This is a genomic window from Ferrimonas pelagia, from assembly GCF_039543565.1.
Lineage (GTDB): Bacteria > Pseudomonadota > Gammaproteobacteria > Enterobacterales > Shewanellaceae > Ferrimonas > Ferrimonas pelagia.
Map to the genome: position 1 here is coordinate 1 of NZ_BAABJZ010000098.1, position 12434 is coordinate 12434.

The 12434-nt window shown below is 60.8% G+C and carries 11 protein-coding genes; 6 read left to right on the forward strand and 5 right to left on the reverse strand.

Annotated features, from left to right (window positions below; genetic code table 11):
• Positions 1–301 precede the first annotated feature (301 nt).
• Genes ABEA08_RS16845 through ABEA08_RS16855 form a run of 3 tightly spaced genes read right to left on the reverse strand, consistent with a single transcriptional unit; the run spans position 302 to position 4688 of the window.
• Complete coding sequence (locus ABEA08_RS16845; RefSeq protein WP_345336543.1) at positions 302–2701, reverse strand: FtsX-like permease family protein; 2400 nt, start codon at positions 2699–2701, stop codon at positions 302–304.
• Positions 2694–3386 (reverse strand): ABC transporter ATP-binding protein, encoded by a 693-nt coding sequence (locus ABEA08_RS16850; protein ID WP_345336544.1) that lies wholly within the window; start codon positions 3384–3386, stop codon positions 2694–2696. The genes ABEA08_RS16845 and ABEA08_RS16850 overlap by 8 nt, the downstream gene beginning before the upstream one ends.
• Before the next feature lie 12 nt (positions 3387–3398).
• Positions 3399–4688 (reverse strand): efflux RND transporter periplasmic adaptor subunit, encoded by a 1290-nt coding sequence (locus ABEA08_RS16855; protein ID WP_345336545.1) that lies wholly within the window; start codon positions 4686–4688, stop codon positions 3399–3401.
• Positions 4689–4908: 220 nt separating this feature from the next.
• Here ABEA08_RS16855 and ABEA08_RS16860 point away from each other — a divergent pair, with 220 nt between their 5' ends.
• From ABEA08_RS16860 to ABEA08_RS16875, 4 genes are all read left to right on the forward strand, one after another.
• Entirely contained in the window at positions 4909–6294 is a 1386-nt protein-coding gene (locus tag ABEA08_RS16860) for a sigma-54-dependent transcriptional regulator (RefSeq protein WP_345336546.1), read from the forward strand.
• Entirely contained in the window at positions 6284–7594 is a 1311-nt protein-coding gene (locus ABEA08_RS16865; protein WP_345336547.1) for a sensor histidine kinase, read from the forward strand. The genes ABEA08_RS16860 and ABEA08_RS16865 overlap by 11 nt, the downstream gene beginning before the upstream one ends.
• Positions 7595–7748: 154 nt before the next feature.
• Positions 7749–8438: a pseudouridine synthase gene (locus ABEA08_RS16870; RefSeq protein WP_345336548.1), complete on the forward strand. Its 690-nt coding sequence runs from the start codon at positions 7749–7751 to the stop codon at positions 8436–8438.
• A gap of 83 nt (positions 8439–8521) precedes the next feature.
• On the forward strand, positions 8522–8992 hold the full coding sequence (locus tag ABEA08_RS16875) for a YbjN domain-containing protein (RefSeq protein ID WP_345336549.1): 471 nt from the start codon (positions 8522–8524) through the stop codon (positions 8990–8992).
• Here ABEA08_RS16875 and ABEA08_RS16880 read toward each other — a convergent pair.
• The gene (locus ABEA08_RS16880; RefSeq protein WP_345336550.1) at positions 8985–9776 is read right to left on the reverse strand and encodes an NRDE family protein; all 792 of its coding nucleotides are present in this window, start codon (positions 9774–9776) and stop codon (positions 8985–8987) included. The genes ABEA08_RS16875 and ABEA08_RS16880 overlap by 8 nt on opposite strands.
• Positions 9777–9905: 129 nt before the next feature.
• Between ABEA08_RS16880 and ABEA08_RS16885 the strand changes: the two genes are divergently transcribed.
• Entirely contained in the window at positions 9906–10145 is a 240-nt protein-coding gene (locus tag ABEA08_RS16885) for a YgjV family protein (RefSeq protein ID WP_345336551.1), read from the forward strand.
• Here the strand turns inward: ABEA08_RS16885 and ABEA08_RS16890 are convergent.
• Positions 10124–10750 carry an esterase/lipase family protein gene (locus ABEA08_RS16890; protein ID WP_345336552.1) on the reverse strand — a complete coding sequence of 209 codons (627 nt, stop codon included), beginning with the start codon at positions 10748–10750 and terminating at the stop codon, positions 10124–10126. The two genes, ABEA08_RS16885 and ABEA08_RS16890, sit on opposite strands and share 22 nt — an antisense overlap.
• A gap of 404 nt (positions 10751–11154) precedes the next feature.
• Between ABEA08_RS16890 and ABEA08_RS16895 the strand changes: the two genes are divergently transcribed.
• The gene (locus ABEA08_RS16895) at positions 11155–12345 is read left to right on the forward strand and encodes an aromatic amino acid transport family protein (RefSeq protein WP_345336553.1); all 1191 of its coding nucleotides are present in this window, start codon (positions 11155–11157) and stop codon (positions 12343–12345) included.
• Positions 12346–12434 lie beyond the last annotated feature (89 nt).

Consider the following 12434-nt stretch of genomic DNA (forward strand, 5'->3'; position numbering starts at 1 on the left):
AGCACGCTGTCGGTGCGAAATTGACGGCTTAGATTGTCCAGTTTAATCATCTATCTATTCCTTGATACGGCGTTAGGAACATTTGTGTTCTTGTTGTTCTTTTAGGCGGCGTTAACCCGAGTCGGGCTCAGGTTAACGCCGTTGTTTATCCGCATTGCGGCGACACTCCGCCGCATTCGCGTTTGCTTCGTAGGGGGCTTCGCAGCGTAAGCCACCGGCTTTGGCCTCATAGCCGACCGTTCTGGCGGCAGGTTACGCCGCTGCGCGGCTCACCGTGCCCGACGAAACGGTTAGCCGTGCTTTATTCATCCCGCAACGTCAGCGCCGGGCGCTGGCGAGCGGTATTGAGTGCCAGTGCTGAGACGGTTGCGACGGTGATGGCCAGTACGACGACGGTCGCCGCGGGGAACCACCACCACGCCAGCTCGACTCGGTGCAGGAAGTGCTCCAGCCACCGATTTAAGCCCCAATGGGCCAAGGGCCAGGCCAGCAAACTGCCCAGCGCCACCAGAGCGACAAACTCTTTGTTGATCAAGGCGACGATGCTGGCGTAACTGCTGCCGAGCACCTTGCGCATGGCGATCTCCTTGCTGCGGCGCTCACAGCTGAAAGCGGCCAGGCCGAATAGGCCAATAACGGTGAGAGTAAGGGCCACTGCGGTCATCGACAGCAGCAAGACAAACTGACGTCGCTGCTGATCAAATTGGGCCTGGTAGATGGCGTCCAAAAAGCGAATGTCCAGATCAAATCCTGCTGGCAGCGGGCGCTGGAGGGTGCGGCGCAATTCGGACAGCTGTTGCGGTGAAATGGCTTCTTTCAGTTGCACCACGGCATCAACGCTGCCCAGAGCACTGTGGCTATGGGTAAAAAACAGCGGAATGGTGTCATCAAGATCTGGCCCAGCCTTGTAGTCTTCGACCACACCCACGATGGTGCCGGTAAGCTCACCCAACTGCCACACCTGATGAAGGGCGTCTTGGGGCTCGGCAAAGCCTGCCGCTAAGGCGGCCTGGCGGTTAAGGATAATGCCCACGGTCTTGGCATCGGGATCGTAGCGATCGCCGCGAAACTCGGCCGAGAAATCCCGCCCGGCGATCAGTTCCAGGCCTAAGGCAGCGGCAAGATCGTCGTAGCCCATCTTCATGATGATGCCGTCGATCTGCTCACCATTACTGTTGGCTGAGCGGCGCATATTGAATTGCCGTGTCGGATCTTTGTCCATCAAGGTCCAATGAGATACCAGTTCGGTGGTGTGCAATACACGGCCAAAGTTATCTGCGCTTCGCAGCAGTCCGTTGGGCAGATCGCGGATCACCAAACGTTGCTCCTTGCTGTAACCCAAGGGTTGGCTTTGCAGCAGCAGAAGCTGGGCGATCACACCGAAGCTGGCGACGATCAGGCCGATACTGATGGCGCTTTGCAGGCCGATCAGCAAACGGCGGGTGCGCAGTGCGCCGTGTCCGGAGGTGAGATCGCCCGACAGCACGCGAGCGCTATTGAACGACGATAAATACAGTGCCGGGTAGGCACCAGCCAGCAAGCCGACGGCTAAGACCATGGTGAGCAGAAGGGGGCCGACATCGCCCAGGTAGTGGATATCCAGCGCGCTGTTCATCAGACGATTGAAATGGGGCAGCGCCAGCTCTGCCCAGACGCACGCCAACAGAGCCGCCGTTGCGGTCAGTAACAGTGCTTCAAACAGAAACTGGCTGATCAACTGACGACGGTTGGCACCCAGGGCTTTGCGCACGCCCACCTCTTTGGCTCGTAGGCCAGCACGAGCGGTGCTTAGGTTCACGAAGTTAAAGGTGGCGATCAGCAACACGCACAGCGAAAGGCCGATGGCGGTATAGACCGCCTGGGCCGATCCGCCGGATTTCAGAGGAAAGGGCGTATTGGAGTGCAGGTGGATATCGGTGATGGGTTGCAGTTCCAGGGTAAAACTGGGCTCTTGCGGGCCAGCAAAATCGTATAGCTTTTCGGTGAGCAGTTCAGCCAGTTGTTTGGCGTCAGTGCCACTCGGTGTTTGCAGGTAGAGGTTGAGGTTTTGGTTGTCCTGGGACTCTAGGACATGACCATTACGTGGCCACCAGGTCTCAAAGCCGATAAAGCCTTGCAGTGGCAAGTGGGTGTTGTCCGGTAGATCGGCGAATACCGCGGATACCGTCAAGGGGGTGTTGCCCCACAACAGGGTTTCCCCCACCACTTGCTCCGCCCCAAACAATCGATTGGCCTGACGTTGTGACAAAGCCACCTGATTGGGTTCATCAAAGGTTTGCTGGAGATCGCCATGCAACGCCGTGATCGCAAACAGCGATAACAACGACTCATCAACAACAAAGTAGTCTCTCGCGAAAAAGCGTTCGCTATCGCGTTGCAGGGCGCTGCCAAAGTGGTGCATGGCCAGCAGGTGCTTAAGCTCTGACTGCTGACGTAAGAACTCGGCCACCGGCCCGCTGAAGTTGGCACTGCGTTTACCACTTTGGGGATCGCTCACCACCAATCGATAGGAGTTGTCCACATTGGGATGAAAGCGGTCGTAACTCAGCTCAAAGCGCACCCATAAGGCGATAAGCAGCGCTGCTGTCAGCCCCAGAGACAACCCCAGCAGATTCAATCCAGTATGCAGCTTTTGTTTCAGCAGCGCGCGAACTGCCGTGGTCAGGTAATTCTTGAGTATGGAGAGGGTCGCATTAGGCATATTGCTTCACCTCGGCTGGCGTGTCGGCGACGATCTGGCCATCGCGCATGCGCACGGTGCGGCTGGCGTAGCTGGCGTCCTCGTCTGAGTGAGTCACCATGATGATGGTGGTGCCGGCGCGGTTGAGCTCGCACAACAGGTTCATCACCGCCTCACTGTTTTGTGAGTCGAGATTGCCGGTGGGCTCATCGGCGAGGATCAAGGCCGGCTGGATGATCAGCGCGCGGGCCACGGCGACCCGCTGCTGCTGACCGCCGGACAGTTGCTGCGGCAGATGATCGCGCCGATGGGCGATCTGCATCTGCGCCAAGATGGCTTCGACCCGCTGCTTGCGCTCGCGGCCGGGCACGTTTTGATACAGCAGCGGCAGCTCGACGTTCTGATAGACGGTCAGCTCGTCGATGAGATTAAAGCTTTGAAACACGAAACCCAGGTTTTGTTTGCGCAGTTTGGCCAGGGCTTTCTCGCTGTCGTTGGCGATGTCCTTCTGCGCAAACCAGTAGGCTCCTGAGGTGGGGCTGTCCAGCATGCCCAGCACATTGAGCAGGGTGGATTTGCCGCAGCCCGAAGGCCCCATGATGGCGACAAACTCGCCTTGGTTTACGGTCAGGTTGATGCCGTTGAGCGCGGTGGTCAGCACGCTGTCGGTGCGAAATTGACGGCTTAGGTTGTCCAGTTTGATCATGAGTCCGTTCCTTTACTGGCTAAGTTGAAGTTGTTGAATATCTTGCAGGTTCTGATAGCTGGAGATCACCACCTGGTCGCCGGATTGCAGTCCGCTGAGCACTTCTAGGTGACTGCCGCTCTGCCGACCGAGGCGGATCTCCCGGCGCGTGGCGGTTTTGCCATTGGCGTCCAGAACGAAGATCCAGTGGCCGCCGGTGTGGTGGGTGAAGGCCCCTTTGGGCAGCACGAGGGCGTGGGAGCTTTCGCTTTCCATCATCAGGACTAGCGATAGGGTCTGGCCGCGGCGCAGACCCTGCTCGGCGCTGTCATCGACAAAATCCAGCTCGATCTCAAACTGACTGTTGCTGATCCGGCCGGAGATCTTGCTCACCACCAGTTCGCGCCGTTGGCCATCGATCTCGACCCAGGCGCCCATGCCGGTGGCGATCTGGCTCAGGTAAAACTCATCCACTAGGGCGCTGAGCTTGAAGTCACCGGACAGATCCAGCTGGCCTAAGCGCGCACCGCGGCTTTTTGACTCGCCTTGCTCCGCCTCGAGTGAACTGAGAAAGCCGTCGGCGGGCGCGGTGATGGTTAGCCCCTCCAGGTTCTGGCGGGCGATCTGGAGATTGGCGGTGAGCATCTGCGTGCTCTCCTCCAATTGGCGGATCTGTTGTTCGCGCAGCGCTTTATCCTGGGATTGTTTGGCCAGCACCAGCTCGCGCCGAGTCTGGTAGTAGGTGAGCGAATCGCGGATCTGTTCCATCGCTTCGGTCGAGATAAAATCCGACGCTTTGAGTTGTTCGTACTGGCGGATCTGCCGGCTCAGGGTGCGGATCTGATGATCGATCTCCAGCAACTGAGTGCGGATATTGAGTCGCTCGGTGTCCATCGCCATGCGGGTGTTGGACAGGTTATTGAGCTGCTCGGCCACATCCGCTTCCCGACTCATTACGTTCAGTTGCAGGCTGGAGTTGGACAGCACCACCAGCGGCTGGCCCTGAGTGACCATGATCCCCGGCTCCACCAGGCGTTGCTCGACCCGGCCCCCTTCGATGGCATCTAGGTAGATGGTGCGCCGTGGCACTACGGTACCGCGCAATGAAATGGATTGGGCCAGGCTGTCCTGGCTGACTGTCGCCAGTTGCACGCTGTTGGCTGGCAAAGTCAGGCGCTTGCCGCCGGGGGCGTTTTGAAAGGCGCGGGCGCTGGCCAAGGCCAGGATCACGATGGCTGCGGCGATGGCGGGCTTGGCAAAGCGACGGGCCAGAGAAGGTCGGGCGATCTGCGTGTCCATGGGGGCGATGTCCTTATCGTTCATTTTGGGGCTCGGCCAGTGTGTGCCGGGCGTCTGTCTAAAGAACTGCCAATAGTGTGCCAATTTTAAAATGCCAATTAAAACAATGGTGTATGGCGGAGGGCGTTTGGCGGCGAGGTTGAGGTGTTCGCAACTGAACACTTAGGTGTTCGAATTCGAACAGTTGGAAATTCAATATGTTGCATTAAGATAGAGGTCACTGAGCCCGTTTAGAGACGCCAACATGAGTCGCCGCCTTTCGCCCAGCCCCAGCAAAGTACTGGTGGTGGACGACAATCCGGATATCCTGATCGCCGCCCGCATGGTGCTTAAGCGCCATTTCAGTCAGGTCAAGACCACGGACGATCCCGCCCGACTGGGGCCGCTGATGGCCGAGCAGGGCTTTGACTTGGTGCTGCTGGATATGAACTTCCGTCGTGATCAGGCCAGCGGCGAGGAGGGCATGGCCCTACTGGCTCAGTTGCGCCGCGACCATCCGGCCACCGCCGTGGTGATGATGACCGCCTATGGCGAGTTAGAGCTGGCGGTGCGGGCGATGAAAGCCGGCGCAGCGGACTTTGTCACCAAGCCTTGGGACAATGACCGGCTGCTGGCGACGCTGCAAAGCGCCGATCCCGCCTCTGGCGTATCCGAGACACATGCCGTTACCCCTGCCCGTCCCACGGCGCCAATGCAGAGTCGGTTGCTGGGACACAGTCCCGCGATGCAACGAGTCATGGAGACCATCGAGATGGTGGCGCCGACCGAGGCCAATGTGCTGATCCTCGGCGAGAGTGGCACCGGCAAGGCGGTGGTGGCGGACGCGATCCACGCCCAGTCCGCCCGCGCGGGTGGCCCCATGGTCAACGTCGACATGGGCACCCTGAGTGACAGCCTGATGGGCTCCGAGCTGTTTGGTCATGTTAAAGGGGCCTTTACCGACGCCAAGTCGGATCGCACCGGGCGGTTTGAAGCGGCCCGCGGCGGCACCCTGTTTCTCGATGAGCTGGGCAACCTGCCGTTGGCGCAGCAAAGCCAGCTGCTCACCGCCATTCAAAACCGCCAGATCCAGCCGGTGGGCGCCAATCGCGTGATCGACACCGACATTCGGCTGGTGTGCGCCACCAATGACGATCTCAACGCGCGGGTGGCGGCAGGCAGCTTCCGTCAGGATCTGCTCTATCGGATCAACACTGTGGTGATCGCACTTCCGCCACTGCGCCAGCGTCAGGAGGATATCCCGCTGTTGGCTGAGCACTTTTTGCGCCTCTATCAGCAGCAGTACGGGCGACCCGAGCGGGCACTGACTGCCGCCGATATCGACCAATTGCGGACTTACCCTTGGCCGGGCAATGTGCGGGAGCTGGCCCACGCCATGGAGCGACTGGTGATCCTCTCCGGCACCGGGGCGCTCAACCTAGCGCTGCTGGAGCTGAGCGCTGTGGCGGGGGCGGCAAGCGCTCAGGCCAACGCCGGGGTGGATCTGGACAGCCTGGATCTGGCCGCGCTGGAGCAGTTGGCGATCGAAAAGGCCTTGCACGGCCATCAGGGCAACATCAGCCGGGCGGCCAAGGCGCTGGGGCTGACCCGGGCCGCGCTGTACCGCAGGATGGAAAAATATGGACTCTAACAAGGCGCGTGTGGATAGGACGTTGCTGCTGGAGCAGCTGGGGCTGGTTGGCCTGATCGGCGCCAGTGTCGCCTTGGCCCTGACGACGGAGTACGTCATGCCGTTGGTGCTGTTGCTGGGGTTGGGGCTGTTGCTGTTGTGGCAGATGCAGCGCCGAGCGGGGCGGGGCCGGCAGCGTCATGAGCAGTGGCTGGCCGCCGCACTGGCGGGCGATCTGCCGCTGACGGAGATCGGCGATATGTCGGTGCAGCGCCAGATCGCGCGGCTGAAACGGCGCAACGAGGGGCATCAGGCCAAGGAGGAGCAGCAGCGGCTGTTTCTCGATGCCATCCTGCAGCATCTGGATCTCGCCGTACTGGTGCTGGATCAGCAGGGCAATATCGTGCGCCACAATCGGGCCTGGCTCACCTTGTTGGGAGGGCACAGCCCGGCTGATCTGGCCGGATTGGCGGCGGAGGCTGCGCCGCTGCGTCGCTGGCTGGGGGAGGCTGAGCCCAGTCCCCGCGCCCTGCTGCAGTGGCAGCACCGGCCGCTGCTGGCGTGCTTGAGTCGCTGCCAGATCCAGGGGCAGTCGCTGCGGGTGATCACCCTGCAGAGCATCGCCGCCGAGTTGGCTGCGCAGGAGCAGCGGGCCTGGCAGCAGATGGTGCGGGTGCTGACCCATGAGATCCGCAACTCCATCACCCCCATCGCCTCGCTGGCGGGCAGCGCGCAAGCCTTGGTGTCCGCAGACGCGGCGCTGGATAGAGAAGAGCGCGAGGATCTGGCCCAGGCGTTGGCCACCGTCGAGCGTCGCGCCCGCGCTTTGGGCCGCTTTATCAACGACTACCAACAGCTGGCTCAGGTGCCCAAACCGGAACAAGAGCGGCTGAATGTGGCGGATTGGCTCAGTGAGGGCGTCGGCCTGATGCAGGGCGAGTTAGCGGGGATCGACACCGAGCTTGAGATCGCCGAGGGGCTGGTTCTGACTGCGGATCGCACCTTGTTAGATCAGCTGCTGATCAACCTGCTGCGCAATGCCATTGAGGCGGTGAGGGGGCAACCCGAACCTAAGATCACGCTGACGGCGTTGCGCGATGCGGAGAGCCGGGTGGTGGTGCAACTGCAGGATAATGGGATCGGGGTGGCGCCAGAGGCGGAGGCGAACCTGTTTGTGCCGTTTTTCTCCACCAAACCCGGCGGCTCCGGGATCGGCCTGAGCCTGGCACGGCAGATCATGCAGGCGCACGGCGGTGAGATCTACGCCGGCAATGGGCGCGCGCCCCAGCCGGGATTTCTGATCACCCTGCGTTTTCGTTAACGCCGGCGCACGACGTCACGCGCCCACTGGGCTTGGGTTTTCTAAGCTATAGAGAGCTCGCCGGTGGCCAGGTTTGGCGCTTGTCACGACAAAGGTCTATCCACGGCGGGGAAAAACCGGATAATGCCGGCTGATCTTAACTGTGGGAGCGCCAATGCGTCTGGATAAATACCTCACTAGTTCAACTGAACTGACTCGAACCCTGGCCAAGCGAGAGCTGAAGGCTGGGCAAGTGACTTGCGATGGCGTGGTGATCAAAGATCCTAGCTTTAAGGTGCCACAGCAAGCGCAAGTGAGCTGGCGCGGCCAGACCTTGGGCCTTATCGGCACCCGCTACCTGATGCTGCACAAACCGGCGGAGTTCCTCTGCTCCAACGTGGATGAGCTGTATCCCTCGGTGTTGAATTTGATCGAGCTGCCCAAGCGGGAGGATCTGCGGATCGCTGGACGTTTGGATGCGGACACGACCGGGTTGGTGCTGCTGTCCGAAGACGGCACCTGGTGTCACAACATCACCTCCCCTCGGCGCGAGTGCAGTAAGCGATACCGCACCTGGCTGGCGGAGCCGTTGGTGGCTGACGCCGAGGCGCGCCTGGCTGAGGGCATTGAGCTGCATGGCGACGGGCTGACCCGGCCGGCGCAGCTGGAGCGGATCAGCGAGACCGAGGTGCTGTTGACCATTCATGAAGGCAAGTACCACCAGGTCAAGCGCATGTTCGCAGCGCTGGGTAACCGGGTCGTGGGCTTGCATCGCGAAGCGGTTGGCCCCGTCGAGCTGGACGAGCTGCTGGCGCCAGGCGAATGGCGTGAGTTGACGGCACAGGAGATCGCCGCATTCCGTTGAACCGGTCCGTTCTGTACTAATCTTCAAGATCGAGGTGGTGTGGGGGACTTCTCCATGTTTACTCTAAGATCAAGGGGATAACTATGTACAAGAAGGTGTTGCCCGTCTTAGCTTTGTGTTCGGCTCTGCCCCTTAGGGCGGCGGAGCCTTTGTTGGATGCGTCTGATCCCGACCGTTTGGTCGAGCTGCTGCGGGCGTACGGTTACGCGGTGGTCGACGCCGATCCACAAGGGGATCCGATGATCGTTGGCCGCCATCGCGGCACGGCCTACGGCGTCCTGTTTTACAGCTGTGAACAGGGTAAAAACTGCCGCGAGGTGTTGTTCAGCTCGTCATGGCAGCGCGGCGATAGCGATATCGCGGTGGAAACCATCAATCTATGGAATCAACAAACCCGCTTTGGTAAAGCCTACTTGGACGAGGTCGGCGATCCCTCGGTGGAGATGGCCGTCAATCTGTACCGCGGGGTCTCCAGCGATAACCTCAAAGACACCATGGATTGGTGGTTTACCGTGATGAAGGACTTTGAATCCACCATGGAGCAACTCAACTAGGGCAGCACGGCGCGAGTCTGGTGGCCAAGTCGGCACTGAGGCGATGGTGTCGTGGGGCGCCCATGGCGCCATCGCCATCGAACGCCTGCTCCAGCCAATCCCATTGCCCTTGCTGATCTTGCCGCCAAAGGGTACTGAGCCGAGTGCCATATTGCGGGGTGTGGATAAAGATCGGCGACAGTTGGCGCTCCAGCGTCAGTCCGACGCCGGTCTCTGGCAGGGCGTGATCGGGCGCCGGTTGCGGATCGCGCAATAAGGCCAGCAGGGCCGATAACGACTCGCCTTGAGCCAGCCCCCGTTGCAGGCCCTGTTTGAGCCGTTGCACCTTGGGCCAAGGGGTGTCGAGCAGGTGATTGCACAAGCCATACACGCCGGGGCTAAGCGAGTGGATCTGGCCTTGGCGATTGCTGAAATAACACAGTCCATTGCTGTCGCCCAGCAGCAGGTTGAAGCCGGCGTAGCGCTGGGCTCGCGGCTGCAACTGCTGCAGATATCCTCGTGCGTCTTGATTGCCTGCCAGATAGTGACAGATCAGATCGCCCCGGCTGGGGCCACCGGTTTGCGCCGGCACCTCGCGGTAATTGGTCAGCAGTCCCCAGCGCCCGCCCGCTCCTACCCCCATCCAAGTGCCGCCCGCTTGCTGGTCGCGTCCGGCAAAGATCGGCACGGTGCCGGGCCAGCGGTGTGCGGGCTCGCTGGGGCGCGCATAGAACTCATCCCGATTCGCCAGTAGCCAGAGCGGGATGGGTTGATCAGGTTGCCATTGAAACGCGACTAAACACACGCTGCTCTCCTTGCTTGATGATCTTTGGCCAGCCGACGAGCGGCAGGGCCTGTGCGATGGGGGCAATGGCAGGGGGGCGATCCTGATCCCCTGCTAGGCTTAGTCGGTGTCCAACAGTAGGAGTCGACGATGGAAGCAGCCGTCATTTGGGAATGGGTCGGGTATGCGGCCTCCCTTCTTGTGGCCATCTCACTGATGATGTCCGAGATAAAAAAGCTGCGCTGGTGGAACCTGTGCGGCGCCGCGTTGTTTGTGGCCTATGGTTTGGCGATCTCTGCCTATCCGGTCGCCTTGGTCAACGGATTCATTGTGCTGATCAATATCTATTATCTGCATAAGATCTACAGCTACGAGCAGGCCGATCGCTGAAAGGCACCATGGCGCAGGAAGTGGTCGGTTTGCTGCGCCACCGGTTCGGATAGCAGCATACTGGTGTGGGTCGCAGGGAGGGTGATGTGATCCTGCATGCCGTCGATCTGGGTTTCACTGATCAGCACGGTTCCATCGCTGTCTGCGCCACCGGCGCCGAGCAGGGTGCCCATGCCGAAGCCGGTGTTGCCAGCGAGGCTGCCCAGTGCCGTTTCGCTGTGCCAGCGGAGGGTTTCATCCTGCAGTAAGCCGTGCTCGGCGGCATTGCCCATCAGTCCGGCCAGATTCCAACCGGCCATCTTCTTGGCCAACATGGCGCCCTGCAGTGGGCTGCCAAGCGTGACGATCCGGCTGCCGGGCGGCAGCGGGTGGCGGTGGGCCAGATGGTAGAGCATGACGCCCCCCAAGCTGTGCCCGACCAGATAGGCCGGTTGTTGCGCTGGGATGCTTTCCAGTACCCGGGAAAACAGAGCGTCGGGATCGATCGCCAGGCTGTTGTAGCTGAGGCACTCGGCCTGCCAGCCGCGCTGCTCAAGCTTGCGCGCCAGCGGCCACATGATGGCGCCGTGCATATACAGTCCGTGTAGCAGTACCACCTTGGCCATGGGAAACCTCCATTAATGCGTCCTAAGCAGACTAACAGCCAAGCGAGAGCACTGTCACCCGCCACGACGGATGCGCCTTCGTGGTGCAATCGCAAAATGTGTGAGCGAGATCGCTTGTCGTGCTGCAGCACTGTCGCTTAATCTGCTTGGGTCTTGATAGAGAGTAACCATGTTTAGCGTAACGTATTATTACGCTCAGTATTGCCAGTCCTAATGGCATCGTTGAGCGTGCCGGCCTAAGCGCTGGAGGATCACCCACGATGCCATTAGGGCTAATTGAACCGACCGAAGGTCGCGGATCAATTGGCAAGTGGTGTGGTGGCGGACGCGCAACCAACTCTCTCTCCTCTTCCCCAATCCCCCGTCCCGACGTCATCCGTTAGCCTAATTAACGAAAGACGACTATGGATCTCAATAAAGTTTTCGGTGCCACCCTGATTGTGGCGGGCACCTCGATTGGGGCAGGCATGCTTGCTCTGCCCATCGCCACCGCTGCCATTGGCTTTTGGCCCGCCCTCGGGATGATGACCGCCCTGTGGCTGTTATCCGGTTACAGTGCTTTGCTGATGCTCGAGGTCAACCTCAAGGTGGGGGCGGGCACCAATCTGCACGGCATGACTGGCCAAGTGCTCGGCCGTGTCGGCCAGGGGATCGCCCTGTTTGCCATGTTGGCGCTGCTGTATGCTTTGACGGCGGCTTACCTGTCGGGCGGCGCCTCCTTGTTGACGCTAAAGCTGGCGAGTTGGCTGAGTCTCAGCGCGGCTCAGTCGGCGTGCTTGTTTGCCCTGCTGTTCGGTGGCGTGGTGGCCTGGGGTGTGCGCGGTATTGATGGCGCTATCCGGCTGTTGTTCGCACTCAAACTGTTGGCCCTTCTGGCGATCCTTTTGGCCTTGTTGCCGCAGATCAGCGCGGTCAATCTGGTGGCCGATCTGGCCAGTCGCGCGCAGGGACAGGGCGCGCTGATCGCGGCGATCCCGGTGATGATCACCTCATTTGGCTTTCATGCGGGCATTCCGCCGCTGGTGCGCTACCTCGATGGCGAGATCCGGGCGCTGCGTCGGGTGTTTCTGCTCGGCTCGGCACTGCCGCTGCTGTGCTACGCCTTGTGGTTGCTGGCGGCGCTGGGAACCACGGCACCAGAGGCGCAGCAAGGCCTGCTGCAAGGCGATGGACTGACGGAATTGATCGCCCTGCTGTCGGCGGCGTCGGGCCAGCGCGGGTTTGGCCAGATCCTGACCCTGTTTGCCGATCTGGCGCTGCTGACCTCCTTTATCGGCGTGACCCTGAGCCTGTTTGAGTATCTGGCGGAGCTGTGTCGTCGGGATCGCTCTTGGTGCGGGCGCGGTCAGACCTGGGTGCTGACGTTTGTGCCGCCCTTATTACTGGCCATCTACCTGCCGGAAGGGTTCGTCGCGGTGTTGGGCTTTGCGGCGATCCCCTTGGTGATCCTGATGGTGGTATTGCCGGCTGCCATGGCGCTTAAGTTGCGCCGAACCCATCCGGGTTACCAGGTCGGTGGAGGCCGCGCTGCACTGGGGCTGAGTGTCACCGCCGGACTTGGCGTGGTCGGCGCGCAATTGCTCACCGCAATGTAATCAAATGTGTCTCTCGGGTTAATTTGAGTCTGGCTCCGTGTTACGTTCGCAGACGGAAGGGCGGTACGCCCAATAGACACGGAGCTTAC